This is a genomic window from Haemophilus parainfluenzae (genome assembly GCF_014931415.1).
Classification (GTDB): Bacteria; Pseudomonadota; Gammaproteobacteria; order Enterobacterales; family Pasteurellaceae; genus Haemophilus_D; species Haemophilus_D parainfluenzae_AF.
This window is the reverse complement of record NZ_CP063121.1, coordinates 225,473-251,535: the sequence shown is the minus strand read 5'-3', so window position 1 is coordinate 251,535 and position 26,063 is coordinate 225,473. Positions and strand designations below refer to the sequence as shown.

26 protein-coding genes are annotated in these 26,063 nt (G+C 36.9%); 21 read left to right on the top strand and 5 right to left on the bottom strand.

Features of this window, described 5'->3' with window-relative positions:
- Window positions 1-75: 75 nt before the first annotated feature.
- Entirely contained in the window at window positions 76-1,926 is a 1,851-nt protein-coding gene (gene typA / locus INP93_RS01260) for a translational GTPase TypA (protein ID WP_005695275.1), read from the bottom strand.
- A gap of 248 nt (window positions 1,927-2,174) precedes the next feature.
- Here typA and glnA point away from each other — a divergent pair, with 248 nt between their 5' ends.
- From glnA to ndk, 13 genes are all read left to right on the top strand, one after another.
- Window positions 2,175-3,593, top strand: coding sequence for a type I glutamate--ammonia ligase (glnA, locus tag INP93_RS01255; protein ID WP_197544925.1), 1,419 nt, complete (start codon window positions 2,175-2,177; stop codon window positions 3,591-3,593).
- A 126-nt stretch (window positions 3,594-3,719) separates the two neighbouring features.
- Complete coding sequence (locus INP93_RS01250; protein WP_197544924.1) at window positions 3,720-4,511, top strand: ABC transporter permease; 792 nt, start codon at window positions 3,720-3,722, stop codon at window positions 4,509-4,511.
- Window positions 4,511-5,242 carry an ABC transporter ATP-binding protein gene (locus tag INP93_RS01245; RefSeq protein ID WP_197544923.1) on the top strand — a complete coding sequence of 244 codons (732 nt, stop codon included), beginning with the start codon at window positions 4,511-4,513 and terminating at the stop codon, window positions 5,240-5,242. Before INP93_RS01250 ends, INP93_RS01245 begins: the two co-directional genes overlap by 1 nt.
- Before the next feature lie 111 nt (window positions 5,243-5,353).
- The gene (locus INP93_RS01240; RefSeq protein WP_197544922.1) at window positions 5,354-6,370 is read left to right on the top strand and encodes a glycosyltransferase family 2 protein; all 1,017 of its coding nucleotides are present in this window, start codon (window positions 5,354-5,356) and stop codon (window positions 6,368-6,370) included.
- A gap of 4 nt (window positions 6,371-6,374) precedes the next feature.
- Complete coding sequence (locus tag INP93_RS01235) at window positions 6,375-7,379, top strand: glycosyltransferase family 2 protein (RefSeq protein ID WP_197544921.1); 1,005 nt, start codon at window positions 6,375-6,377, stop codon at window positions 7,377-7,379.
- A 7-nt stretch (window positions 7,380-7,386) separates the two neighbouring features.
- The gene (locus tag INP93_RS01230) at window positions 7,387-8,490 is read left to right on the top strand and encodes an acyltransferase family protein (protein WP_197544920.1); all 1,104 of its coding nucleotides are present in this window, start codon (window positions 7,387-7,389) and stop codon (window positions 8,488-8,490) included.
- Between the two features lie 16 nt (window positions 8,491-8,506).
- Window positions 8,507-9,655, top strand: coding sequence for a UDP-galactopyranose mutase (glf, locus tag INP93_RS01225; RefSeq protein WP_197544919.1), 1,149 nt, complete (start codon window positions 8,507-8,509; stop codon window positions 9,653-9,655).
- Window positions 9,656-9,727: 72 nt separating this feature from the next.
- On the top strand, window positions 9,728-10,654 hold the full coding sequence (locus INP93_RS01220) for a glycosyltransferase family 2 protein (protein WP_197544918.1): 927 nt from the start codon (window positions 9,728-9,730) through the stop codon (window positions 10,652-10,654).
- A gap of 1 nt (window position 10,655) precedes the next feature.
- Window positions 10,656-11,426 carry a DUF4422 domain-containing protein gene (locus INP93_RS01215; RefSeq protein ID WP_197544917.1) on the top strand — a complete coding sequence of 257 codons (771 nt, stop codon included), beginning with the start codon at window positions 10,656-10,658 and terminating at the stop codon, window positions 11,424-11,426.
- A gap of 9 nt (window positions 11,427-11,435) precedes the next feature.
- Window positions 11,436-12,851 carry an undecaprenyl-phosphate galactose phosphotransferase WbaP gene (gene wbaP, locus INP93_RS01210; RefSeq protein WP_197544916.1) on the top strand — a complete coding sequence of 472 codons (1,416 nt, stop codon included), beginning with the start codon at window positions 11,436-11,438 and terminating at the stop codon, window positions 12,849-12,851.
- Window positions 12,851-13,861 carry a dTDP-glucose 4,6-dehydratase gene (gene rfbB / locus INP93_RS01205; protein ID WP_197545306.1) on the top strand — a complete coding sequence of 337 codons (1,011 nt, stop codon included), beginning with the start codon at window positions 12,851-12,853 and terminating at the stop codon, window positions 13,859-13,861. Before wbaP ends, rfbB begins: the two co-directional genes overlap by 1 nt.
- Before the next feature lie 18 nt (window positions 13,862-13,879).
- The gene (pepB, locus tag INP93_RS01200) at window positions 13,880-15,181 is read left to right on the top strand and encodes an aminopeptidase PepB (RefSeq protein WP_197544915.1); all 1,302 of its coding nucleotides are present in this window, start codon (window positions 13,880-13,882) and stop codon (window positions 15,179-15,181) included.
- A gap of 10 nt (window positions 15,182-15,191) precedes the next feature.
- Complete coding sequence (gene ndk / locus INP93_RS01195; RefSeq protein ID WP_197544914.1) at window positions 15,192-15,611, top strand: nucleoside-diphosphate kinase; 420 nt, start codon at window positions 15,192-15,194, stop codon at window positions 15,609-15,611.
- 47 nt (window positions 15,612-15,658) lie between these two features.
- Here ndk and INP93_RS01190 read toward each other — a convergent pair whose 3' ends face one another.
- The 4 genes from INP93_RS01190 to INP93_RS01175 form a co-directional block, all read right to left on the bottom strand.
- Window positions 15,659-16,390, bottom strand: coding sequence for an ABC transporter ATP-binding protein (locus tag INP93_RS01190; RefSeq protein ID WP_197544913.1), 732 nt, complete (start codon window positions 16,388-16,390; stop codon window positions 15,659-15,661).
- Entirely contained in the window at window positions 16,383-17,360 is a 978-nt protein-coding gene (locus INP93_RS01185) for a FecCD family ABC transporter permease (RefSeq protein ID WP_197544912.1), read from the bottom strand. The genes INP93_RS01190 and INP93_RS01185 overlap by 8 nt, the downstream gene beginning before the upstream one ends.
- Window positions 17,361-17,363: 3 nt before the next feature.
- Window positions 17,364-18,149 carry a substrate-binding domain-containing protein gene (locus INP93_RS01180; RefSeq protein WP_197544911.1) on the bottom strand — a complete coding sequence of 262 codons (786 nt, stop codon included), beginning with the start codon at window positions 18,147-18,149 and terminating at the stop codon, window positions 17,364-17,366.
- A 73-nt stretch (window positions 18,150-18,222) separates the two neighbouring features.
- Window positions 18,223-20,160 carry a TonB-dependent receptor plug domain-containing protein gene (locus tag INP93_RS01175; protein WP_197544910.1) on the bottom strand — a complete coding sequence of 646 codons (1,938 nt, stop codon included), beginning with the start codon at window positions 20,158-20,160 and terminating at the stop codon, window positions 18,223-18,225.
- Window positions 20,161-20,387: 227 nt separating this feature from the next.
- Here INP93_RS01175 and glyQ point away from each other — a divergent pair, with 227 nt between their 5' ends.
- The 8 genes from glyQ to INP93_RS01135 all read left to right on the top strand — a co-directional run bounded on the left by glyQ (window position 20,388) and on the right by INP93_RS01135 (window position 26,036).
- On the top strand, window positions 20,388-21,296 hold the full coding sequence (glyQ, locus tag INP93_RS01170; RefSeq protein WP_005695296.1) for a glycine--tRNA ligase subunit alpha: 909 nt from the start codon (window positions 20,388-20,390) through the stop codon (window positions 21,294-21,296).
- A 51-nt stretch (window positions 21,297-21,347) separates the two neighbouring features.
- Window positions 21,348-21,998 (top strand): FABP family protein, encoded by a 651-nt coding sequence (locus INP93_RS01165; protein ID WP_111315087.1) that lies wholly within the window; start codon window positions 21,348-21,350, stop codon window positions 21,996-21,998.
- Window positions 21,998-22,255, top strand: coding sequence for a hypothetical protein (locus tag INP93_RS01160; RefSeq protein WP_007241513.1), 258 nt, complete (start codon window positions 21,998-22,000; stop codon window positions 22,253-22,255). The genes INP93_RS01165 and INP93_RS01160 overlap by 1 nt, the downstream gene beginning before the upstream one ends.
- Window position 22,256: 1 nt before the next feature.
- Window positions 22,257-22,637: a hypothetical protein gene (locus INP93_RS01155; protein WP_197544909.1), complete on the top strand. Its 381-nt coding sequence runs from the start codon at window positions 22,257-22,259 to the stop codon at window positions 22,635-22,637.
- Window positions 22,637-23,083: a hypothetical protein gene (locus INP93_RS01150; protein WP_197544908.1), complete on the top strand. Its 447-nt coding sequence runs from the start codon at window positions 22,637-22,639 to the stop codon at window positions 23,081-23,083. Before INP93_RS01155 ends, INP93_RS01150 begins: the two co-directional genes overlap by 1 nt.
- 9 nt (window positions 23,084-23,092) lie before the next feature.
- Window positions 23,093-24,358 (top strand): histidine-type phosphatase, encoded by a 1,266-nt coding sequence (locus tag INP93_RS01145; RefSeq protein WP_197544907.1) that lies wholly within the window; start codon window positions 23,093-23,095, stop codon window positions 24,356-24,358.
- A 143-nt stretch (window positions 24,359-24,501) separates the two neighbouring features.
- Window positions 24,502-24,930, top strand: a complete 429-nt coding sequence (locus INP93_RS01140) for a hypothetical protein (RefSeq protein ID WP_197544906.1) — start codon at window positions 24,502-24,504, stop codon at window positions 24,928-24,930.
- 236 nt (window positions 24,931-25,166) lie between these two features.
- The gene (locus tag INP93_RS01135; RefSeq protein WP_197544905.1) at window positions 25,167-26,036 is read left to right on the top strand and encodes a hypothetical protein; all 870 of its coding nucleotides are present in this window, start codon (window positions 25,167-25,169) and stop codon (window positions 26,034-26,036) included.
- The last annotated feature ends 27 nt before the right edge of the window (window positions 26,037-26,063 follow it).

The window sequence follows — 26,063 nt, the reverse complement described above, 5'->3', positions numbered from 1 at the left end:
ATGAAATAAAAAGGCGAACATGATGTTCGCCTTTTGTTTGTTTAAAAGTGCGGTCAAATTTCCGCACGTTTTTAATTAGTGAGTACTCGTACTAGTTGTCGTACGGTTTGCACGTTTACGATCGTTTTCCGTTAAGAGTTTTTTACGGATACGGATCGACTCTGGTGTCACTTCCACTAACTCGTCATCATCGATAAACTCGATGGCTTGTTCAAGTGTAAATTTCACCGGCGTAGTTAAGACGATAGCATCATCTTTACCTGATGCACGCATATTGGTGAGTTTTTTACCTTGTAAACAGTTAACAGTTAAGTCATTTGTACGGCTGTGAATACCGATGATTTGGCCTTCGTAAACTTCTACGTTAGCTTCAATCATTAATTTACCACGCTCTTGTAAACCAAATAGCGCATAAGCTAATGCTTTACCAGTTGCATTAGAAATTAATACACCGTTTTTACGTTGACCGATTTCACCTGGTTTGATGTCATCGTAGTGATCGAAACTGGAGTAAAGTAAACCTGTACCGGATGTCATCGTCATGAATTCACCACGGAAACCGATCAAGCCACGGCTTGGAATGATGTATTCTAAACGTACACGACCTTTGCCATCTGGCATCATGTCACGAACTTCACCTTTACGGATACCTAATGCTTCCATAACAGAACCTTGGTGCTGTTCTTCTACGTCGATAGTCACTTGCTCATACGGCTCTTGTTTTTTACCGTTGATTTCGCGATAGATTACTTTAGGGCGAGAAACCGCAAGCTCATAACCTTCACGACGCATATTTTCAATTAATACAGAAAGGTGTAATTCACCACGGCCAGAAACACGGAATTCATCTGGGTTTGGTGTTTCTTCTACGCGTAATGCCACGTTGTGAACTAATTCTTTGTTTAAACGTTCAAGAATTTGACGAGAAGTCACATATTTACCTTCTTGCCCCGCAAAAGGAGAAGTATTTACACAGAAGAACATGGTGACAGTTGGTTCATCAACGGTTAATGAAGGTAAGGCTTCAACGGCGTTGATATCACAAATAGTATCCGAGATATTTAATTCACCTAAACCGGTAATCGCAATGATGTCGCCTGCGTAAGCAACATCTTCTTCATAACGTTGTAAACCAAGGTGGCCTAATACTTGACCGACACGGCCTTGGCGAGTTTTACCTTCACCATCAATGATCGTTACAGGTTGATTTGGTTTGATTGAGCCACGTTTGATACGCCCGATACCAATAACACCCACATAGCTGTTATAGTCTAATTGGGAAATTTGCATTTGGAATGGCGCATCAAGTTCCACTTTTGGTGGTTCAACGTGTTGAACGATCGCTTCAAATAATGGGGTCATATCTTCCGCTAAATCTTCGTGTTCAAGACCTGCGACGCCATTTAATGCAGAAGCATAGATAATAGGGAAGTCTAATTGCTCATCGGTTGCGCCAAGGTTAACGAATAAATCGAAAACTTGATCCACCACCCAATCAGGACGTGCGCCTGGACGGTCAACTTTGTTGATAACTACGATTGGCTTTAAACCATGAGCAAAGGCTTTTTGTGTCACGAAACGTGTTTGTGGCATTGGACCGTCAAAGGCATCTACCACTAAAAGTACAGAATCCACCATAGAAAGTACACGTTCTACTTCACCACCGAAGTCGGCGTGTCCTGGGGTATCTACGATGTTAATGCGATAACCATTCCAGTTAATTGCGGTATTTTTTGCAAGAATGGTAATACCACGTTCTTTTTCAAGATCGTTTGAGTCCATTACGCGTTCATCAACATCACCACGAGTTGATTCAAATGTACCGGATTGTTGAAGGAGTTTGTCAACGAGGGTGGTTTTACCATGGTCAACGTGAGCGATAATTGCGATATTGCGCAATTTATTAATATCAATGTCGTTTTTCATTTATTACGTTCTTAAAGTTTAAGTTTTGTAGGGTGGAATTTTTATGCCACCGAATAGTCCAAGTAGTTTGAATTAGTGAGTAAACCCACTCTACAAGAATCTCGAAAGGGCAAAAATTATACACGATATTTCGCTGCTCTGCTATGCCAAGACATAAAATAAATCTTATGAAAAAGGCAAGCGATTGCGTTATAATGCTCTTTTAATTTTATTAAAGATTATACACATAGCAAAATAGAGGACTCCTTATGCCAAATGCAAATGCAATTGCCAACGTATTCAAACTGATCGAAGAGAACGATATTAAATTCGCACTACTTCGTTTCACTGACATTAAAGGTAAAGAACACGGTGTTTCTATCCCGGTTAGCCTTGTCGATGAAGATATGTTTGAAGATGGCAAAATGTTCGATGGCTCTTCTGTTGAAGGTTGGAAAACCATTAACAAAGCCGATATGCTTTTAATGCCAATCGCTGAGACTGCGGTAGTCGATCCATTTGCGCAGATCCCAACACTTTCAATTCGTTGTAGTGTTTATGAGCCAACAACCATGCAAAGCTATGATCGTGATCCGCGTTCAATTGCTATTCGAGCAGAAAACTATATGCGTTCAACAGGCGTTGCAGATCAGGCATTCTTTGGTCCAGAACCTGAGTTCTTCTTATTTGATGATGTACGTTTTGATGTATCAATGAACCGCGGTTCTTTCGCCATTGATGATATTGAAGCTGCTTGGAACACCAACAAAAAATATGAAGGTGGTAACAATGCTTATCGTCCATTGAAAAAAGGTGGTTATTGTGCGGTGGCACCAATTGATACGGCACACGATATTCGTTCTGAAATGTGTTTGATTTTAGAAGAAATGGGCTTAGTCATCGAAGCTCACCACCATGAAGTGGCAACCGCGGGCCAAAACGAAATTGCAACGAAATTCAATAGCTTAACTTTAAAAGCAGATGAAACGCAAATCTATAAATACGTGGTACAAAACGTTGCATTAGAACACGGTAAAACCGCTTGCTTTATGCCAAAACCAATCACAGGTGATAATGGTTCAGGTATGCACTGCAATATGTCATTAAGCAAAGATGGTAAAAACATTTTCCAAGGTGATAAATATGCCGGTCTTTCTGAAACCGCACTTTATTACATCGGCGGTATCATTAAGCATGCTAAAGCATTAAATGCTTTCACCAACCCAAGTACTAACTCATACAAACGTTTAGTGCCTGGTTTTGAAGCACCTGTATTATTGGCTTACTCTGCAAGTAACCGTTCTGCGTCAATTCGTATTCCGGCAGTAACTAGTCCGAAAGCGATCCGTATTGAAGCGCGCTTCCCAGATCCACTGGCAAACCCATATCTTGCATTCGCGGCATTATTAATGGCAGGTCTTGATGGCGTAGTGAACAAAATCCACCCAGGCGATGCAATGGATAAAAATCTTTACGATCTTCCACCTGAAGAATTAAAAGATATTCCAGCGGTAGCGAGCTCACTAGAAGAAGCATTGAATTCATTAGAAAAAGACTATGAGTTCTTAACGCAGGGTGGTGTGTTTGCTAAAGACTTTATCGAAGCATTTATTAATATTAAACGTAAAGAGGTAGAACGTTTAAATATGACACCACATCCGGTTGAGTTTGAGATGTATTATGCATAATGATAAACAACAGAATTCAAGTTGTTGAACAAGAAAAGTGCGGTCATTTTTGACCGCACTTTTTGTATGTGTATATTGTATTTAATTCGTGTATAATCGAAATCCGATTATAGATAGGGCTAGATTATGCTAAGTAAATTTGTAGGAAAGTTTCGTCGATTTTTTGCTTTTGATGAGCTTTTAAAACAGCTAATTATAAGAGACGTAAAACTTAAGTATCGTCGTAGTTATTTAGGGTATCTGTGGAGTATTTTGAACCCCTTAATGTTAATGATGGTTCTTGTTGTTATTTTTTCTAATCTTTTCCGCTTTGATATTCCTAATTTCCCGCTTTATATGATCTCGGGGCAATTTCTTTTTAGCTTTATGACTGAAGCAACCAATATGTCTGTTGGTTCCATTACCGGAAATTCAGCATTAATAAAGAAGACATATGTACCAAAGTATATTTTTACAGTTTCTAAGGTAGGAAGCTCTCTAGTTAACTTACTCTTTTCTCTTGGTGCATTGCTGTTAGTAATGATTTTTACAGATGCGGAGTTTTCTTGGAATCTTTTATTTTTCCCTGTCATTATTCTGGAAGTATTTATTTTTAGTTTAGGACTTGGTTTATGGCTTTCTGCAATTACAGTTTTTTTCCGTGATATTCAATATTTATGGGGCGTATTTATTTCAATGTGGATGTACCTCACTCCATTATTCTACCCCGTATCGATCATTCCGGAGGAATACCAAGACTTATACAAAAATGCAAATCCAATGTATGGCTATATTGAGCAATTCAGAGATATTGTCTTACATGCAAAATTTCCACAGACTGATTCGATTCTAATCGGTTTTGGTACGGCTATTTTGGTTCTTGTCCTTGGGGCTTGGTATTTTAATAAAAAACAAGACGAATTTATTTTATATATCTAATGAATAAAGAAACAGTAATTAAAGTCACTAATGCTACGGTGCGTTTTAATAAAGCAACCGAACAATATAATGGCTTAAAAGAGTATGTGATTAAGATGCTAAAGGGGGAACTTATGTTCCAAGAGTTTTTAGCATTAAAAGACGTTAATCTTGAAGTGAAGAGAGGTGAGTCTTGGGGTTTAATTGGTACCAATGGTTCTGGCAAGTCGACCCTTTTAAAATTGATCTGCGGCATTCTAAAACCCTATAAAGGTACAGTAGAAGTGCATGGTAATATTGCACCATTGATTGAGCTAGGAGCCGGGTTTGATGGTGAGCTCACTGCAAGAGAAAATATTTATCTAAATGGTGCATTGCTAGGACATAAGAAAGCTTTTATGGAGCAACATTTTGATGAAATTATTGAGTTCGCTGAATTGCAAGATTTTGTGGATGTGCCGCTTAAAAACTTTTCATCAGGGATGGCGGCTCGATTAGGTTTTGCTGTTGCAACGATAGTGAAGCCTGAAATCTTAATTGTGGATGAAGTATTGGCTGTAGGTGATGCTGCATTCCAAGAAAAATGTAAGCTTCGTATGGAGAAAATGCTTTCAGATGGAACAACACTTTTATTTGTTTCGCATTCTATTGAACAGGTAAAAGAGCTTTGTCAGAATGTTATTTGGATTGATAGAGGTATCGTAAAGGCAATGGGGAAGGCAGAAGATGTTATTCCGTTATATTCAGAATAGCTAATATTAGTTAGCTAAGTTTAAGGCAATTAATATATTGAGTATTATAATAATGGCTATTTTTTAAAGTTTCGTATAGGTATATTGAAAACTATTTAAAGTGAGGACGTAATGAACCAAAAAATTTTAACTGTATCTATTGCTGCATATAACGTTTCTAAATATTTAGATGAGGCATTAGAACCATTTACTAATTCTATGTATAAGGATGAGCTTGAAGTCTTAATAGTTGATGATGGTTCTAAAGATGATACTGCTGAGATAGCTAAACAATATGAAGAAAGATACCCTAATACTTTTAAATTAGTTAAAAAGGAAAATGGTGGTTGGGGATCAACATTAAATAAAGGAATTGAGATTGGCACGGGTAAGTATTTTAAACAATTAGATGGTGATGATTATTTCTCTCATGAAAATTTAGATGATTTTATTCTCTATCTCAAAAATACAAATGCAGATCTGATTCATTCTCCTTTCACAACTTTTTCCGATAAGAATGGGGCTATTTTAAGAACACTATCCTCAGGGTGGGATATCCCTTGGAGAAAAGATATTTTAATCTCTGAAATACCTTTATTTTGTCCTGCGATGCATACTGTAACTGTGAAATTAGATATTTTAAAAAATAATCATGTTACTATCACGGAGAAATGTTTCTATACTGATGTTGAATTTGTGTTGAAAGTGATGGGGTTTTGCAAGACCTTCTCCTATTACGAATTACCTATTTACTACTATCGATTAGCTAGAAATGGTCAAAGTATGAGCATAGAGGGCGTTCGAAAAAATTGGCGAGATCATCTCAAAATGTTATCGGTAATGTTAGATTATGAAAAGAAAAATATAACTTCAGAGAGAACTAAAAAGATTTTTAAAGAAAGATTACATTGGGTATGTGAGTGGCAATATATATTCTTTTTTGCCTTAAATGGTACTAAAGAGCATAAAGATGCGCTAATTGCCTTTGATAGAGAATTAAAAGAGAATTATCCTGATTATTATAATAGTATAGAAAATGGGGCAGTTAAGTTTTTAAGAAAAGTTAGTTTCTTTGGGTATGGCATAGTGGGTAAAATCCAAACGCTTAGAGATAAAAAGAGAAAAATTAATATTTTTGAGGGAGTGTAATTATATGTTAGTTGATGTATCTATTATAATACCGTTTTACAATACACCTCATCTTATGCTAAGAAAGGCTCTAGATTCTATTCTAGAGCAAAGCTTTATAAATTTTGAAGTGCTGCTTATTAATGATGGAAGTAAAAAAGATTATTCTCATTTAGAAAAAGAATACTCTCAAGATAAAAGAATAAAGTTCTTCACCCAGGAAAATCTTGGGGTGTCAGCAGCTAGAAATAAAGGAATTGAGATTGCTTGTGGAAAATATATTGTTTTTCACGATGCTGATGACTTTGTTGAAAATAATTTTCTCTATTCTTTGATAAAAAATATAAGAAACTCTGATCTTGTTGTTTGTAGCATTGATGAACAGTGGTTCCCAGTATCAGATGGTTACATGGATATTAGATCCTTTTTATCTAAGCCAAGTATGTATAATTATGTTCAATATACTAATTTTTCTGTAAATAAACTCTTTAAAAGAGAAATTTTAATTGATAATAATATTAAATTTGATACAACCTTAAAACTAGGGGAGGATGCTTTATTTATTTCTGATTACTTAAAGCATTGTAGATGGATAAGAACAATTAGACAAAGATTGTATCATTATATTCCTCATGCATCTTCAGCAACTAATAAATATGATGAAAAATATTGGGATTATGAAAAGTCTGTTATATCAACTCAATTGAAAATGTTTTCTACCTATCCACTTAACGAGTTTGAGCAGGCTTTTTTATCTCATTGGCTTTATATTAAAATAAGAGGTTGTCTATTTTATTATCTATGGCATGAAAAAAATATTAAACTAAGGGACAATATTCTAAATGAAATCCTTAACTCATCCTTTATTGATGAAGTATATGATTGTAATAAAGATGTTTGTTTCTCTAAAGTTGATAAGTTAGTGATCATGCTATGGAAAAAATATAAGTTGAGTGGAATTAAGCTTAGTTATTACGCCAAATTGTTATCAAATAAATATGGTTTTATTAAAAGATTTTTATTGATGTGAGATTAATATGAAATCTAAGAATTTTATATACCTATCAAGATTGGATCATCTAAGATTTTTTGCAGCCATATTGGTTGTTTTTTTTCATTTCAAAGGAATTAACTTCTCTAGCTTTACTTCTTCAAATATATTTGAGAAGTTTGCTAGAGTTTGGGTTGAACATGGGCATACAGGTGTTAGTCTTTTTCTAGTTTTAAGTGCTTTTCTATTTACCTTAATTTGTGCAGCAGGAGAGAAGCAAATAGTTTATTGGAAATTTATTTATAATAGAGTGTTAAGGATTTTTCCTTTACTTACTTTGGTTATTTTTGCTGTGATAACTGTAAATAGAGCTAACTCATCCCCTTTAGATATTTTAAGAGTATTTACTCTTCAGTTGAATACAGGGAATCCTGATACAGGGTGGGGGCAGGAATATTTTCCTTCAGGCCCTATTTGGACTATAGCTGTTGAATTTCAATTTTACTTGTTATTTCCATTTTTAATTTCTTTTTATACCAAATATGGTAAGAAATATCTCTTTTTACTTATTTTAATGATGATGATGTTTAGAGGAATGATTGTTTTTCTTAATGATAGATGGATTTATTATAATTTGTATCATTCAATAGTAGGGAGGATTGACCAATTTATTATTGGTATATTGTTTGGTGTGTTATATATAGAGAAAGTATTTACCAAAAATAGACTAATTCTTCTTTCTCTAATTATTTTATCTATAGTAAGTTTGACATTTATTCTAAAGTATAATATTCCTGCAGAGCAGAATAAATTTTTATCTTCAGTTATTGATTTTCCTCTGGAGGCTGTTTTTTACGGAATTATAATTGTTTCCTATTTAATGATTGAGATTCCTTCAAATAAATTAGGGGCAGGAGTAAGTAAGTTTTTTGCTTGGTTAGGTGGTTTGAGCTTTTCTATTTATCTTTTGCACCTTCCTGTAGCTATGATTATATCGGATCTGTTAGGTTTGTCAGAACCAACTAACTTAGCGGAAAGTATAGGGAATAATTTAATTAGATTACCATTTATTATTGTGATGGCGGCCTTATCATTTTACTCTATCGAAAAACCTTTTATGAGTCTAAGAACTAAATATTTTAAAGAATAATATAGGATTGGTATTTATGAAAAAATTCTTACTAGTAGGCGCAGGTTTCTCCAACGCCGTTATCGCTCGCGAATTAGCAGAGAAAGGTTATAAAACGGTTGTTATCGATTCTCGTAGCCATGTGGCAGGTAACTGTCACTCTGAACGTGATGCTGAAACAAATGTAATGGTGCATGTTTATGGCCCACATATTTTCCATACTGATAATGAGCGAGTATGGAATTATGTGAACAACTTTGGTGAGTTTATGCCATTTGTTAATCGCGTAAAAACGATTAGCCAAGGTGCGGTTTATTCTCTCCCAATTAATTTGCATACGATTAACCAATTCTTTGGCAAAACGTGTTCACCGAAAGAAGCAAAAGCGTTAATTGAAGCACAAGCAGATTTGTCTATTACTGATCCACAAACCTTTGAAGAGCAAGCAATGCGTTTTGTAGGTAAGGATTTGTATAAAGCTTTCTTCTATGGTTACACTAAAAAACAATGGGGTGTTGAGCCAAAAGAGTTACCGGCAAGCATTTTAAAACGCTTACCTGTGCGTTTTAACTATGACGATAACTACTTCGCACATAAATTCCAAGGTATGCCGAAAAACGGTTATACACAAATTGTAGAAGCGATTTTAGATCATGAAAATATTGAAGTGCGTTTAAATACGCCATTTGCTGAATCAATGAAAGCAGAATTTGATCACATTTTCTGGTCTGGTCCTTTAGATGCGTACTTCGGATTTGAATTAGGTCGCCTAGGTTATCGCACCTTAGATTTCGAGGCATTCCGTGATGAAGGCGATTTCCAAGGTAATGCGGTAATGAACTATGGTGATGAAGAGGTACCATATACTCGTATTTCAGAACATAAACACTTTGCACCATGGGAACAACACGAGAAAACAATTTGTTATCGTGAATTTAGTCGTCTGTGTGGTGAAAATGATATTCCGTATTACCCGATTCGTTTAGTGAAAGATAAAGCACTTTTACAACAATATGTAGAAAAGGCAAATAAAGAGACACAAGTGACTTTCGTTGGTCGTTTAGGTACTTATCGTTATTTAGATATGGATGTGACGATTAAAGAGGCCTTAGAAACAGCTGATGTTGTGAAAGAATCGTTAGAAAAACAGACCGCACTTAAACCATTCTATGTGAATATGGATTAAGTATAGCGAGTCTATCATCAAGCCATATACGATTTCGTGTATGGCTTTTGTTTAAATAAAATTGAGTCAATTATGCATACTGAAAAATCAATTTGTGCAGTGGTTGTGACGTTTAACCGCAAAGCATTATTATTAAATTGTTTAAATGCACTAAAAGCCCAAACACATTCGTTATCTCATATTGTAGTGATTGATAATGCCAGTACTGATGGCACTGCTGATTTTTTAGGTGAACATGGTTGGACAAATAATGATACTTTTACTTTGATCACTTTGCCCGAAAATATGGGCGGTGCAGGTGGATTTCATGAAGGGATCAAGTATGCGTTTGAACAAGGTTTTGATTATATTTGGTTGATGGATGATGATGGGATGCCTGCGAATGATTGTTTAGCGAGTTTATTCCCATTCGCGACAGAAAATAATTATTTAGGCCCATTGGTCCTTGATATTAAACAACCAAATAAATTTTGTTTTCCAATGCGATTACCTTCAACCTTGAAAAGATTAGATACGTTAGCTGATCTGAAAGCTTTAGAAATCAAAGAAAAAATAGACGGTATTGTTATTCCATTTAACGGTATTCTGCTTTCATCGAAAGTGGTTGAAAAAGTTGGCTTCCCTTTAAAAGAGTATTTTATTTGGGGGGATGACATGGAATACACGGCAAGAATGAAAAAGTATGGGGTAGAAATTGCGTCTATCGTGGATGCTTACTTCTATCATCCTAAGGATGAATCATTAGGTATGCCAATGTTTTTCAATAAATTACATTTTAATGATACTCCATCAAAGTTGAAGCTTTATTGCATGTGTAGAAATGCTATTTCTAATCACAAAAAGTACAGTGGTTATTTACATGTTTTTGCATTTATATTTAAAACCTTATGGTTTTATTCATTGACCAAACCGAGTTTTTCCAAATTAAGCATTGCTATCAGAGGAATCTTTCATGGCATAATGGGGGACTTCTCACATCACAAGGATTACTTAAAATAACATGCAAAAACTTACTGTATTAGTGATTACGCATAAAGACTATGAATTCCCTCATTCAGCATGTTATCGTCCGCTGTTTGTAGGGGGCAAGATTACAAATGGTCTAAAAACTAAGGACTTTTACCAAGATAATTCAGGTGTAAGTATCGCTGAGAAAAACAGTAGTTTTTGTGAGTTAACTGGGCTTTATTGGGCTTGGAAAAACAGTGTGTTTGAAAATAATCAATATATTGGCTTAGTACATTATCGTCGTTATTTCGCGGGTAAAGGATTACATTTGAAGAAAAAAAGAATTGCTTCAGAGTCAGAACTGTTAACCATTTTAGATAAATACGATGTGATTTTACCGCGAAAACGGAATTATTTTATCGAATCAATTTACTCTCATTACCAACATGCACATCATATCAAAGATCTTGATCTCACAAGAGACGTCATCACTGAATTGCAACCTGAATATTTAGAGAGTTTTGATGCCGTGATGCAAGGCCGTAAACTACATCTCTATAATATGTTTGTGATGTCATCAGAAAAAGCATCAGAATACTGTCACTGGCTTTTCTCTATATTGTTTGAATTAGAGCAGCGCATAGATATTACTCAGTATGATAATTATCAAAAAAGAGTCTTTGGGTTTATTGCAGAACGTTTGTTTAATGTTTGGATTCTGTATAATCAACTAAATGTGAAATATCTTCCTGTTGTAAATTTAGATGGTGAGAATTTGATTAAAAAAGGGCTTAATCTGTTAAAACGGAAATTTTTAAGGTAAGGGGTAATCATGAATAGAATTACATGGTGTAAATTTATCCTTTTAATGACGGATTTGTTAGTGTTATTTAGCTCGTTATTTATTGCTTATGACGTGTTAGATATTGCACGAAACGGTCATTTTTATTTCCCGTTAGAAGAATTTGATATTTATGTGTTGATTCATGCCTGCATATCCATCGTTGGCGTGTTATGGTTTTGGATACGGTTGCGTCATTACACATATCGAAAACCATTTTGGTTTGAGTTAAAAGAGATTTTTAGAACATTAGTTATTCTGTTTATTATTGAGCTTGCTATCGTGGCATTTTCTCGCCTTTATGTTTCTCGATATTTCTGGTCTGTTACTTGGTGTTGTATTTTTATCTTGCTGCCATTTGCTCGAGTTATGGTGAAGAAGCTATTAATCAAAACAGGTATGTATCTGAAAGAAACTATTATTATTGGTAATGGGCGTAATGCAAAAGAAGTTTTTGATGCATTAAATAATGAGTCTTATTTAGGGTTTGATATTAAATTATTTGTGACAACAGAGGATTATGATTCAGAGTTCATCGAAGGTATTCCCGTTATGCGACACAACCCTGAATTACTCATGAAATTAGTCTCACCAGAATTTACTCAGTTTATTTTAGCGATTGATGAAGAAAATAAGGTTAAGCAAGATTTTTGGCTGCGTTATTTAATTCGTAAAGGTTGTCGATCGATCTCTGTCATTCCTGACTTTCGCGGTATTCCGCTCTATGGTACAGATATGTCCTTTTTATTCAGCCAAGAAATGGTACTTTTTAGGGTGAATAATAATTTAGCCAAACGCTCATCTAAAATAATGAAGCGGCTCTTTGATATATTCGCAGCATCTTTTCTTCTGCTTTTGCTCTTACCATTCTGCATTCCTCTCTATTTTATAATTAAAAGAGATGGTGGAAGTTTTATTTATGGACATCCAAGAATTGGGCAGTATAAAAAGGAATTCAAATGCTTGAAGTTTAGAACAATGGTAAATAATTCAGATGAGGTGTTAGAAAAGATTTTAGCCACGGATGAAAGTGCAAGATTGGAATGGGAAAAAGATTTCAAACTTAAAGATGATCCACGCATTACACCAATAGGCAGATGGTTAAGAGCGAGAAGCCTAGATGAACTACCGCAACTTTGGAATGTACTAAAAGGTGAGATGAGTTTAGTTGGCCCCCGTCCAATTGTAAAAGAGGAATTACCTTACTATCAAGAAGATGTAGATTATTACCTTATGGCTAAACCAGGGATGACAGGCTTGTGGCAAGTGAGTGGGCGAAATAACGTGAGCTATGATACACGAGTTTATTTTGATACCTGGTATGCTAAAAACTGGTCTTTATGGAATGATATTGTGATTTTACTTAAAACAGTGAAAGTTGTTTGGAAGAAAACTGGAGCTTATTAGTGAAACGCATCCTCATCACCGGCGGTTCCGGCTTCATCGGTTCCGCCCTTATTCGATATATCATTAATCAGACTCAAGATTCTGTTATCAATGTTGATAAGCTGACCTATGCTGCAAATCAATCAGCTTTGAAAGAGGTGGAAAATAATCCTCGTTATGCTTTTGAAAAAGTTGATATCTGTGATCTTAAAGAGATAGAAAGCGTTTTCGAGAAATATCAGCCGGATGCGGTGATGCATTTGGCGGCAGAAAGTCATGTTGATCGTTCTATTACAGGAGCGGCTGATTTTATTCAAACCAATATTGTGGGTACTTATACATTGTTAGAGGTTGCTAAGAATTATTGGCACACCTTAGACGAAGCTAAAAAATCTGCCTTTCGATTCCACCATATTTCTACAGATGAAGTGTATGGGGATTTATCCCTTTCCGAATCAGCCTTTACCGAACATTCCCCTTATCATCCGAGTAGTCCTTATTCAGCCTCAAAAGCGGCGAGTGATCATTTGGTGCGTGCTTGGCATCGCACGTATGGTTTGCCGGTGATTATCACAAACAGTTCCAATAACTATGGGGCTTATCAACACGCTGAAAAGCTTATCCCTTTAATGATTTCAAATGCTGTGATGGGAAAGCCTTTGCCAATTTATGGTGATGGGCAGCAGATTCGTGATTGGTTATTTGTGGAAGATCATGTTCAAGCCTTATATTTAGTTTTAACAAAAGGTCGAGTCGGGGAAAGCTATAATATCGGTGGAAATTGTGAAAAAACAAACCTTGAAGTGGTTAAAACAATTTGCCAATTACTCGAAGAACTTGCACCAAATAAGCCTATTCACATTAAGTATTACGAAGATTTAATTACTTTTGTAAAAGACCGACCTGGTCACGATGTACGATATTCATTGGATTGTTCTAAAATTCATGCAGAATTAGGTTGGCAACCGCAAATAACCTTTGAACAAGGACTTCGTCAGACGGTAAAATGGTACTTAGAGAATAATAGATAAATAAAGGAGAAGAACCACATGCAAATTACATTATCAACGGCTCCCGCTTCGGAGAGTTGGGGCAAAAATGCCATTTTAAGTTTTAAGCAAGATCAAGCTATTATTCACCTTAAAGATGATGAAAAATCGAACCTTGTTTTAGTGCAAAAAGCCGCACGCAAGTTACGTGGACAAGGCATTAAAGACGTTGAACTTATGGGTGATGCATGGGAATTAGAAAATTGCTGGGCATTTTATCAAGGTTTTTACACGGCGAAGCAAGATTATTCGATTGAGTTTCCTCATTTAGAGGATGAGCCACAAGATGAATTATTAGCTCGTATCGAGTGCGGTGATTTTGTGCGTGGAATTATTAATGAGCCGGCACAAACCCTTACGCCGGTTAAATTAGCTGAACGCGCGGCTGAGTTTATTTCTAAACAAGCCGAAAGTTATGCCGATAAAAGTGCGGTCAGTTTTCAAATCATTTCTGGTGAAGCATTAAAAGAGCAAGGTTATCACGGGATCTTTACGGTGGGTCGTGGTTCTATTAATCCACCAGCTATGTTGCAATTAGATTTTAACCCGACCAATGATCCTAATGCGCCGGTATTAGCGTGTTTGGTCGGTAAAGGTATTACTTTTGATAGTGGCGGTTATAGCATCAAACCAAGTGATGGCATGAGCACCATGCGTACCGATATGGGTGGTGCTGCGTTATTAACAGGAGCGTTAGGGTTTGCAATTGCGCACGGTTTAAATCAACGTGTAAAACTCTATCTATGCTGTGCAGAAAACTTGGTGAGCGGTAATGCGTTTAAATTGGGTGATATCATTACCTATAAAAATGGTGTAACTGCTGAGATTTTAAATACTGATGCGGAAGGGCGTTTAGTGTTAGCAGACGGTTTAATTGAGGCCGATAGCCAAAATCCACAATTTATTGTCGATTGTGCAACCTTAACTGGTGCGGCGAAAGTGGCAGTGGGTAATGATTACCACAGCGTGCTTTCTATGGATGATTCGTTGGTAAATAGCTTATTCCAAGCCGCGAAAGAAGAAAATGAACCGTTCTGGCGTTTACCTTTTGAAGCGTTCCATCGTAGCCAAATCACTTCTTCTTTTGCGGATATTGCAAATACGGGTACAGCACCAGTTGTGGCAGGGGCAAGTACTGCAACGGCATTTTTATCGTATTTTGTGAAGAACTATCAACAACGTTGGTTGCATATTGACTGTTCGGCTACTTATCGTAAATCAGGTAGTGATTTATGGGCGGTAGGTGCAACCGGAATTGGTGTGAAAACTTTAGCAAATTTATTAGTAACGAAAGCAAGTTAAGTAGGATTTTATGGTAGAACGTACTTTTTCGATTATCAAACCCGATGCAGTAAAGCGTCATTTAATTGGTGCTATTTTAGGGCGTTTTGAATCACAAGGATTTCGTGTTGTTGCACTTAAAATGGTGAAATTAACCAAGGAACAAGCGGAAGGTTTCTATGCGGAACACCAAGGCAAACCGTTTTTTGAGCCGTTGGTGGAGTATATGCTCTCTGGTCCGATAGTGGTTTCTGTATTGGAAAAAGAAAATGCCGTAAAAGATTACCGTACTTTGATTGGTTCAACGAATCCAGCTGAGGCGGCAGAAGGAACTATCCGTAAAGACTTCGCGTTAAGTCAGCGTGAAAATTCTGTTCATGGTTCTGATAGCGTTGACAGCGCAAAACGAGAAATTGCTTATTTCTTTGTAGATTCAGAAATCCAGCCGTAATTCATTTCTATAAAAAAGCACTTAGTGAATCGCTAAGTGCTTTTATTTTATTGCTTTTCAATTTTTGAGATAGTTTTTTCCAGAGGATCAATCTCAGCACGAATATGAAAGGCTTTCGCCAAATTCTCCGCATTTAATACAGCTTTCGTTTCACCGACAGCTAGCAATTTTCCTCTATCTAATAGAACAATTTCATCACAAAATTGATAAGCCAACGACAGGTGATGAATGGCGACGACACACGTATGTTGCGGTGTGAGTGATTTAAGCTGTTCCATCATATCAATTTGATAATAAGGGTCGAGTGGCGCAATCGGCTCATCTACCAATAAAACAGGGGATTCTTTAATACAGCAACGTGCGAGTTGTACACGTGCTTTCTCACCGCCTGAAAGTTGTTGGAATGGCTTACCGAGCAAATGAGTTACCGCAAATTTTTCTGAAAACGCTTGAATTTTTAACCGCTCTTTTTCTTTTGGCAACGGAGCTGCCAAGCCTAACGCAATCACATCATAAACGGATAAATCCCAATGAATTTGCGTATTTTGTGCAAGGTAAGCAATGTGTTGGCTTTTTTCAGTTGCATTCATTTTACTTAATGGCTGATCATCAAACCAAATTTCCCCTTGTTTGAGGGGTAAGATACCTGCAATGGTTTTCAATAAAGTGGATTTTCCCGCACCATTGGCACCCATAATGCCGATCAATTTACCTGATTGAAGCGCACAGTTGATGTCATTTAAGCAATAGGCTTGGGTGAGTTTTTCAATTCTAATCATAGATTTTTCTCTGTTGCGTTAATAACATCCAAATCAAACAAGGGGCACCGATAAGCGCAGTCAATGTTCCGATGTAAATATGTGAAAACAGTGGAATATATAAAATCGCTAAATCGGCCAGTAACAGCAATAATGCTCCGATTAACGCACTGGTAAGGTAAAGTTTTGACGGTCGAGCTTTTAATAAAATACGGGCGAAGTGTGGTGCGATTAAACCGATAAAACCAATGGTACCGGTTTGAGGAATGGTCGCCCCAACTAATAAAGCCACACCAAAGGTGCTGATGAAAAAGCTACGTTTGGGATCCACACCCATGGTGCTCGCTGTCTCTTCACCAAAGGTGAGTAAATCTAAGTATCGGCGAGTATGGTATAAACAGAAAATTCCCGCCAGAACAATCGGGAGTGAAATAAGCAAGGTATCTAATTTCGCCCACATTAATGAGCCTTGTAACCAACGATAAAGTTCGGCTAATGCCCATGGGCTTTCCGCGTTGGAAAGCAGTAATGCGATTGCTGACCCAAGCAACATATTGACCGCTAAGCCGCTCAGAATCATCATCGTGGTGCCATAGTTTTTAGCGATCAAATACACGATTAAAAAACTTAAAAGCGCACCAATCACACCACCGGCTAAGAGCAGTGAAAATGGCACGGCAAAATAATAGAGGATAAATACACTAGCCGCTGTTGCTCCAGAACTACTACCAAGTAAGCCTGGACTCGCTAATGGATTTTGGAAAATACCTTGCATCGCATTGCCCGCTATGGCTAGGCTAGCGCCAGTCAATAAAGCTAAACCAATGCGCGGAAAACGAATATCCCACAGCACCATCGAACGCATATCAGTGAGCACGCCATCCGCATTTTTGAGATGGGCGAAATCGCCGAGCTGATGATAAATCGCAAAGCCGCTAATCAACAGCAACGCGAAGAAAAGTGCGGTATTTAATTTTAGTGTTTTGGTCATAGGTTATTTTAACTGTTGATAAATCTTCTCCGCCCCTTGCCACACGCCATGATCGAAACAATAGGTATATTTCATCGGGATGCTGACAAGCGGTTGGTTTTTGAAAAAATCTTGCAACATAGGGTGGTGCAGTAATTCAGCTTGTGCATTGTAACCTTGTTTATCAGTCAGTGAAATCAGCATATTCGGTTGGCTTAAAATCACTTTTTCTAATGAGAAATTTTGTGCGGTAAGTGGTGTTTTTAATGGTGTTAATCCGAGTAAATTTAACAGTACGGGATATTGCGGATAATAACTCTCTACCACACCTGTTTCCGATAAAATCAGCGTGTCGGTAAGCGGTCGATTTAAGTGAAAGTTTTGCGATTTGAGTTTTGTTACTAAATCAGCCGCCTTTTGCTCGTTACCTAATTGTTTTCCTAATTCTAGAATCAGCGCAAATAATTCATCAGGCGTTTGTGGGCTGTCGTTAATAGGGATAATTTTCACACCGAGTTTTTTCAGCTCTGTGACTAATTGGGGATAAAAGGTTTCGTTAATCAGAATGGTTTTATCCAAATAGGGCAATAATTCCGTTAATTGCGGTTCCAATACAGGTTTATCGGTATTGATTTTATCCAACATCATCAACGGATTTTTCGAATAAGGCGACTGTGCAGCAATTTGTGAAGGCTCAGCCAGTTCGATAAGCAGCCTGTCACTGCAAAGCGTGAGCGAGACAAATTGTTCCGAAGCCTGAGCGGTAAACGGAAGGAAAAGTGCGGTTAAAATTAAGCGAGTTTTTTGCATATAGATAATGATACGCTACGCCATCAAGAATGTAAAAAGGCGTGCTAAGCACGCCCTTATTAGTGGGTAATAATTAGAACGAGCCTTTCAACCCAACGTAAACATTACGTCCGTCTTGGCCGTAGCCTACAATGTTTTCGTATTTTTTATTGAATACGTTGTTTAAATTAGCATAAATATTTAGATTTTGAGTTAATTGATAATTTACACCTAGATTTACTAAGGTATAAGATGGCATACGATAACGATCTCTATTATTATCAATACGTTTTCCCACGTATGAAACATTTACACTTGATCCTAGTTGTTCTGTAATTTGATAATTTAAACCAGCGTTTGCTGTATGTTTCGGGCGTCGGATAAGTTGCTTATCTTGACTATCTTTTGTTCCTGTATAAGTGTAATTTGCATAAGAAGTTAATTTGTCACTTAATTTTCCGTTATAAACTAATTCAATTCCACGAATTTTACTCGTACCATGCATGTTCATAGATTTATAGGTGCAAGATGTTCCCCAGCTAGTTGTAAAGCAAGTTCCAGGAAGTGCTTGCTCTGAAATAAGATCTTTTACATTACGTGCAAAATAAGTTACATCTAAGCTATGATTTTTATCATTTGACTCAATTAATAGTCCTATTTCACCACCACGGCTTTTCTCTGGTTTAAGATTGAAGTTTGGAAGTGAGTAGCCAGTATAGCCAAAATATTCAACCACTGTTGGTGTTTGTGTGGCAGTCCCTAAACTTGCATGAGTACGAAAATTGGGTGACAAGCGATATGCTCCAGAAATACGAGTGTTAAATGCATTCCCATATTGTGAGTTATCAATATATCGTCCACTCAGTGCGAAACTATGGTCATCTTTACTTAATAAGCGATATTCCATTGCAACGCTTTTATCACTAATTTTTAATTTATCATAGGAATATTCGCTGCCTCGATAGTTGGCTTTATTATAATCAGCCAAAAGACTGACAGCTTGAGTAACACTTCCTTCTCGATCAAAATTAATATCTAATTGATAATTAACATCAGATTTTTTAGCATCGTAAGCGCTTCCATAAGAAGAAAATACATCACGATCTGTTTTCAGATGGCTGAAATTAAATTTATGTTTAAACAGGCTTTGCTCATTTCCTACGTAACTACTTAGTTTATATAGAGTTTCTCGTGTTCTGATTCTATCATCGGAGAGCTGATCGTTGGAGCTGCTATCATAGTGAACAGTTTGTGTTGAATGAGAACTCAAGAACTCTATACCTTTTTGGCTATCATCATAGCCCAGTCTGGCAGATACACCATCTCTATGGAATTTATCCCTTTCAGACGCAATTGAGGTTGGATTATAAATTGCAGCATTTTCACCTGTGTAAGTGAATTTGCGATCACTATAAGCTGAAATTCCACGAGTATGGTGGCTATCTCCATGAACAGAATAGTAGAAACCATTGTTGTAACCTGAGACAGTAGCACTACCGTCCACTGTACCGTGAGAACCAGTTCCTAAATCAAAATCTACGTTAAATAGCTTATCTTTGTATAAACCACTTTTAGTGGTGATATAAACCACTCCTCCCATCGCATCACTTCCCCAAAGTGCTGATTGTTCACCTCGTAAAACTTCAATGCGTTCAATGTTACTTAATGATAAACCTCCAAAATCAAAACCATATCCATTAACTGGATTAACTTTTATGCCATCAATAATAACAGCTGTTTGATTGGAATCTGCACCACGTAAGAAAAGGCTTGTTGCTGCACCTCGCCCTCCGCTAACTCCCATTGCTACGCCAGGTACGGTTTTTAATACATCACTCACATAAGTCGCATTACGTTCTGAAAAATCTTTCTCAGTTAAAACAGTAACAGATGAAGCGGTTTGATCTTGGTTTACTGGGGTGGCGTAAGCTGAATAAACATGAATGGGTTCAAGTTGAATTTCTTTTTCCTCAGCCGCCGCTAATGCCGGAATCGCTAATAAAATCGCTGAAGTAATCACATTTTTTTTCATTTTAAAATCCCTAGGATAAAAGTCTGTATAAAAGCGCCAGCAGTTTACACATTTGAGGCTTGGCAAGCAAACCTATCATGATGAAAATAACTCATCATCAAAATGAATGAAATTTAAGAGAAATAAAAAATTTAAGGATTTTTCTGACCGCACTTTTTCGCCTTTATCCGCCTTATAGTTTCAAGTATAATGCCTGTATTTTTCATCACATTGTTATTAAAAAAATTATGAGTACAAAATTCAACGTAAAAACATTCCAAGGTATGATTTTGGCCTTGCAAGAATATTGGGCAAATCAAGGCTGTACCGTTGTTCAACCTTTTGATATGGAAGTGGGCGCAGGTACTTCTCACCCAATGACTGCATTACGCGCATTAGGCCCAGAGCCAATGGCATTTGCTTATGTGCAACCTTCACGTCGTCCAACCGATGGTCGTTATGGCGAAAACCCAAACCGTTTACAACATTACTACCAATTCCAAGTGGTGATTAAACCGTCCCCAGATAATATTCAAGAACTCTATTTAGGTTCTCTTGAAATGCTCGGTTTTGATCCAACACAAAACGATATTCGTTTCGTGGAAGATAACTGGGAAAACCCAACCTTAGGTGCTTGGGGTTTAGGCTGGGAAGTGTGGCTAAACGGTATGGAAGTAACCCAATTTACCTATTTCCAACAAGTGGGTGGCTTAGAATGTAAACCGGTAACAGGTGAAGTAACTTACGGTTTAGAGCGTTTAGCGATGTATATTCAAGGTGTGGATTCTGTGTATGACTTAGTTTGGTCTGATGGCCCGCTTGGTAAAACCACTTATGGCGATGTATTCCACCAAAATGAAGTCGAGCAATCAACTTACAACTTTGAATACGCCGATACCGATTTCTTATTCTACTGCTTCGATCAATATGAAAAAGAGGCGAAAAGCTTATTAGAATTAGAACGTCCGTTACCATTACCGGCTTACGAGCGCATTTTAAAAGCGGCACACAGCTTCAACTTGTTAGATGCACGTAAAGCGATTTCGGTCACAGAGCGTCAACGCTATATTTTACGCATTCGCGCATTAACCAAAGGCGTGGCGGAAGCGTACTATGCGAGCCGTGAAGCCTTAGGTTTCCCAGGCTGTAAAAAATAGGCAAAAAACAACCGCACTTTAGTATTAACACAACGATATAAGGAGATAATCATGAAAGATTTTCAATACCCAGACGATATCTACACGGAAGCAGAAACTGATCCGAATACGCTCGCGAATTTAGGCCCATTGGCTAGATTAGCGGGTGTTTGGGAAGGTAAGCGTGGTGTGGATATCAACCCAAAAGCAGAAGGGCCAGAAAAAGATCCTTATATCGAACGTTATGAAGCCCATCCAACAGATGGTCAAACTAATGGTCCGCAACTCTATTATGGATTGCGTTATCACGCTCATATTGTACAACCGGGCGAGGTAGAAACCTTCCATGATCAAGTTGGTTACTGGTTATGGGAACCTGAAACAGGCAATATTTTATTAACGGGCAGCATTCCACGCGGCCAAACGTTTATTGCGGTTGGTAATGCACCGGCTGATGCGAAAGAATTCACCGTAAAAGCGGTACGTGGTTCACTAACAAACGGCATCATTTCGAATCCGTTCTTAGAGCGTTCATTTACCACGGAAAGTTTTGAAATGACGGTGAAATTTCATGATGATGGCACTTGGTCATACGATCAAACCACCATCCTAATTATCCCGAATTATGATGCTCCATTTGAACATCGCGATCGTAACCGCTTAACCAAAATTGGCGAACCAAAATTGAACCCAACTGCGGCAGCCGAACAAGAAGGTGAATAATGAAACCCATTCTTTATTATGCGGCAGATTGCCCGGATACAGCGCCATTTGTGGCGGAGTTAAAACGCTTGGGTGTGGATTATGAGGCCGTGGAAGTATTATCTTCCATTCCAAATTTGAAACAATGGTTGCGTTTGCGTGATCGTCACGCCGCATTTGATGATGCCAAAGCGCAAGGCTATGCAGGCTTCCCGGCATTATTGTTAGAGGACGATCGTGTTATTTTAGATGAATCTAAATTAAAAGAGATTTTCTAAAATGATGAAAAAAACCTTAGCCTTTGCAACTTCAGCGATGATTTTGACCGCTTGTAGCAATGCACAACCGCAAGCTGAAATACCAACTGTGGGCGGGGAAACCGATGCTCACGGTTGCTTACCCAGTGTGGGCCAATCTTATTCTTATTTGAAAAATGCCTGTGTACAAGTGTTTGATGTGGCGGATATTAAGTTAGATGATCCTGCTAATAAAACTCAAGCGGTGTACGGTATTCTTTCGGAAGACAAGCAACAGGTTGAAGTGTTTGCTTCTGACTTGCCTGAAAACACGATTTTAGAGGTAGTCAAAGGCGGCTATGTGTCTAAAGACGGCAAAGTGCGTTTAATGAAAACCAAGAATAGTTGGAAAATTCGTAAGTAATGAAGAAAGTCAGTTTTTTGCAATTTTTATTTAGAATTGGTGATGACTATTTAATGTTTTTGCGAAATTTAACACCCGCTGTGTTGTTTTTGTCACTCGCGTTATTTATGTATTCAGAGCTGAATTGGACGCATTGGGCGTGGAGTAATGTGCTCGTGCTGTTTTTGAGCTTGGCTTCAGGATTTATTGCTCTCAGCGTTATGGCAATAAATACCGTCGCTTTTGTACGCAAAATGCTCAAAACCTTAAGAACACTGAGTGGAGAGAGCGAACTGGATGAAAATATTGGTACGCTCGCATTATTTAAAATGCTCTGGCTGGAAAGCAACAGTAAACAGCTAATCTTTTTTGCGGTAGTTAATATTGTAGCGGTATTTATGGTGTTAGTTTACGGCACTAAATATGCATTGAATTTTTATAGCTCAATTTCAACATTAAATGATTAAGTCTCGAATATGAAAAAAATAGCCCTAAAACTCACCGCACTTTTATTTAGCTTGTCGCTTGCAAGTGGTGCATTTGCAACAGAAAATTACTCCAAAAGCCAGAATGACGATTATGAGCTTGAGAAAGTCTTAATTTTCAGTCGTCATGGGTTACGCTCACCAGTGGAAAAAGACCCACAAGAGATGACAAAATATTCGCCGTATGCGTGGGCGAAATGGAATGTTCCATCTGGTTATCTCACGGCAAAAGGGACGGTATTAGAAACCTACTTCGGGCAATATTTAGGGCAATGGCTTGCGGATAAAGGATTATTAACGACAGAACGTTGTGCATTGGGTGAGGGTATTTTTGCTTATGCGAATGCAGTACAACGCACAGTTGCAACGGGGCAAGCGATTGTTTCTGGCGCATTTGCGGGCTGCAATGTTCAACTGCAACATCACGGTAAAATTGGTTCAGAAAAAGATCCAATTTTTACTACAAAAGTCCACAACCCAAGTAAAGCTTTGATCGAATCAGCAAAAAATAATGTTGATTTAACCGCTTTACAGCAAAAACTAGCGCCACATTATGCGCTATTGAGTGAAATTATCGATTACAAAAACTCACCAAACTGCTTGCAAAAAGGCGAATGTGATTTAGGTAGAAAAGTCGGTGAGTACAGTATTAAAGACGGTAAGTCGGTCAAAATTACTGGCTCTATCAGCACAGGAAAGAAAATTGTCAGTGCATTATTGCTTGCGCATTATGTGGGTAAGCCTGATTCAGAAATCGCAAATGGCCGCGTGGATAGCCAAGAAAAATGGCGTGCAATTAACGAAATTAAAAACGAATATTACCGCACATTATTTAAAAACAACGAAGCGCTGGCACAAAATGCCTCATATCCGTTATTGGCATTTATTCAGCAACAGCTAAACAGCGAAAATAAAATTAACTTATTGGTTGGACACGATTCGAATATCGTTGCTCTGCTTGCGGCACTAGGTGTTGAGCCTTATGAATTGAATGATTCATTGGAAAATATTCCAATTGGCGGAAAACTGATGTTTGAAGTGTGGAAACATAAGCCAAGTGGCAAATTGAAATTTAAGTTGGATTATGTTTATCAAACCACCGACCAGCTGATTAATATCACGCCATTAAGTTTGGCGACACCACCAAATCAAACAGCATTAACACTCAAAGGCTGTGAAAAAGATGGACATGGTTTTTGTGATTACGAGCGTTTTCAACAGGTGTTGAGTGAGAGTATTAAGAACGGTAAGAACTAGTTAATTATCAGGAAAAAGATGCATTACGAGATACAGAATTAAATCCACTTGATTTTACGATGATGAGCATATAACAATGCTTAAGTAATGCGTAAATTGCCCATAATTTACTTTATTTACATATTCTTTCTTAAGGAGTAACAATGAAACAATATCATCTTACTTTTTTTTGTAATGAGCAGCCTCAAACTACTTTATTTTATATTGTAAGAGCCGAAAATCTTGAAGATGCTATAAAGAGTATTGAATATAAGGTAAAAAAAGACTTTTGTAATGAATATGGTCGGGTTGTTAAATATTCTGTAAAAGATGAATATTTTGATTTAAACACTTATCCTCTTAGTAAGAAAGAGGTAATTGATTTATTAGAGTCAAACTTGTCTAAAATAGGAGGGGATGTTTTGGGTAGGTTGATAGTTTGGTTTAATGATCAAGATATAGAGAATATCACTTCTATTTTAGATAAAGAATTATTAGAAAAATTAGAACATCTAGTGTCTTTCCCTACTGAGATTAGAGTTGATTTAGATAAATTAGAAAAATTAAGAGATATTAATTTAAAATTACAATAAGTTGCCCCCTTGCCTGAGAAAACAAAACCAAGAAAAGTTAAAAAATTTGAAAGTCATTTTATTGCATAATGGAAGTAACAAATTATCCAGTGTAACATTCTATGACAATTAAATTTGGAAATGGCTTTTCTACTTTCTTTGAATAGGAGCTATTATGTACTGGTGTCATATATTAACGTGAGTTAATAAATGAGGTTTACGTTATCATTTAGAATAAACTAGAAGAGGGGATATTAATGGGAGATTGGGATGATTTAAATCTAGGAACTGGTGAAATACCTAGTATGTGGTTGGTTGAGGATGAGCCCGCATCTTATAAAAAAACTTTTGTTAGAAAGTTTCAAAATCCACGATTTATATTCTTAAATTTTGATGACGCTTTATTTTATCTTAGGGGGGCAACATACGTAAGCTCATTTCTTTCACCCAGTATGTATCGTTATCCTCTGTATACAGAAATGAATTTAGGTTTGAATTATCATTCAATAGATGCGCAACGTAGAGAAAGAATTATTCGTCGGTATAAGGGAAAATATACAGGATTAAAGGATGGTGTGAATAATTTATTTACAATATTGGCTGAAGATGACAAAAATTCTGATGATGAATATGATTATCTAATTTTTGATAAACAAATTGATAATGGTGACAGAGAATATATTTATAGCATGTATGAGAGACGAGGTATAGAATATTTAAAGCCCTCTTTTTTTTCAGCTGATGATTTTTTTTATAGTAACTACAATAGTTATGATGTCTTTAAATATAAAGAACTAGAATTCAGGAAAGTAGAAAATGCTTTATATGAAAAAATAGAGTCGATGCGATGGGCTACGGAAGAAGTTAAACAAAGAGCACATTCTGCTAATATAACCTGGATACAATCGTATGATGAATTAACCATAGAAGAAAAAGAGTTCATAGAAAAATATGACAAATATATAATCTCATATGTTGTAGGAGGTCGGTATAAAGTCTTTCATTTTGATAGAGAAGCTATTGCTGACTTAATTTATGAAGAGGTAAGAGGGTGTAAGGTTCCCAGTTATATAAGGAAATGGGAAGAGTTTAAGCTTTACGTATTAGAATCATATAAGACAAGATGATGAGTCGAGACATCAAGGATAAATGGC

Bases quoted from the DNA above. Each gene is read 5' to 3' on its own strand.
- INP93_RS01145 (WP_197544907.1), top strand. From the start codon at position 23,093: ATGAAAAAAATAGCCCTAAAACTCACCGCACTTTTATTTAGCTTGTCG.
- INP93_RS01185 (WP_197544912.1), bottom strand. From the start codon at position 17,360: ATGACCAAAACACTAAAATTAAATACCGCACTTTTCTTCGCGTTGCTG.
- pepB (WP_197544915.1), top strand. From the start codon at position 13,880: ATGCAAATTACATTATCAACGGCTCCCGCTTCGGAGAGTTGGGGCAAA.
- glnA (WP_197544925.1), top strand. From the start codon at position 2,175: ATGCCAAATGCAAATGCAATTGCCAACGTATTCAAACTGATCGAAGAG.
- INP93_RS01160 (WP_007241513.1), top strand. From the start codon at position 21,998: ATGAAACCCATTCTTTATTATGCGGCAGATTGCCCGGATACAGCGCCA.
- glf (WP_197544919.1), top strand. From the start codon at position 8,507: ATGAAAAAATTCTTACTAGTAGGCGCAGGTTTCTCCAACGCCGTTATC.
- INP93_RS01240 (WP_197544922.1), top strand. From the start codon at position 5,354: ATGAACCAAAAAATTTTAACTGTATCTATTGCTGCATATAACGTTTCT.
- INP93_RS01180 (WP_197544911.1), bottom strand. From the start codon at position 18,149: ATGCAAAAAACTCGCTTAATTTTAACCGCACTTTTCCTTCCGTTTACC.
- INP93_RS01190 (WP_197544913.1), bottom strand. From the start codon at position 16,390: ATGATTAGAATTGAAAAACTCACCCAAGCCTATTGCTTAAATGACATC.
- INP93_RS01215 (WP_197544917.1), top strand. From the start codon at position 10,656: ATGCAAAAACTTACTGTATTAGTGATTACGCATAAAGACTATGAATTC.
- INP93_RS01140 (WP_197544906.1), top strand. From the start codon at position 24,502: ATGAAACAATATCATCTTACTTTTTTTTGTAATGAGCAGCCTCAAACT.
- INP93_RS01230 (WP_197544920.1), top strand. From the start codon at position 7,387: ATGAAATCTAAGAATTTTATATACCTATCAAGATTGGATCATCTAAGA.
- INP93_RS01235 (WP_197544921.1), top strand. From the start codon at position 6,375: ATGTTAGTTGATGTATCTATTATAATACCGTTTTACAATACACCTCAT.
- INP93_RS01150 (WP_197544908.1), top strand. From the start codon at position 22,637: ATGAAGAAAGTCAGTTTTTTGCAATTTTTATTTAGAATTGGTGATGAC.
- glyQ (WP_005695296.1), top strand. From the start codon at position 20,388: ATGAGTACAAAATTCAACGTAAAAACATTCCAAGGTATGATTTTGGCC.
- INP93_RS01220 (WP_197544918.1), top strand. From the start codon at position 9,728: ATGCATACTGAAAAATCAATTTGTGCAGTGGTTGTGACGTTTAACCGC.
- INP93_RS01155 (WP_197544909.1), top strand. From the start codon at position 22,257: ATGATGAAAAAAACCTTAGCCTTTGCAACTTCAGCGATGATTTTGACC.
- wbaP (WP_197544916.1), top strand. From the start codon at position 11,436: ATGAATAGAATTACATGGTGTAAATTTATCCTTTTAATGACGGATTTG.
- INP93_RS01250 (WP_197544924.1), top strand. From the start codon at position 3,720: ATGCTAAGTAAATTTGTAGGAAAGTTTCGTCGATTTTTTGCTTTTGAT.
- INP93_RS01245 (WP_197544923.1), top strand. From the start codon at position 4,511: ATGAATAAAGAAACAGTAATTAAAGTCACTAATGCTACGGTGCGTTTT.
- INP93_RS01175 (WP_197544910.1), bottom strand. From the start codon at position 20,160: ATGAAAAAAAATGTGATTACTTCAGCGATTTTATTAGCGATTCCGGCA.
- INP93_RS01135 (WP_197544905.1), top strand. From the start codon at position 25,167: ATGGGAGATTGGGATGATTTAAATCTAGGAACTGGTGAAATACCTAGT.
- INP93_RS01165 (WP_111315087.1), top strand. From the start codon at position 21,348: ATGAAAGATTTTCAATACCCAGACGATATCTACACGGAAGCAGAAACT.
- typA (WP_005695275.1), bottom strand. From the start codon at position 1,926: ATGAAAAACGACATTGATATTAATAAATTGCGCAATATCGCAATTATC.
- ndk (WP_197544914.1), top strand. From the start codon at position 15,192: ATGGTAGAACGTACTTTTTCGATTATCAAACCCGATGCAGTAAAGCGT.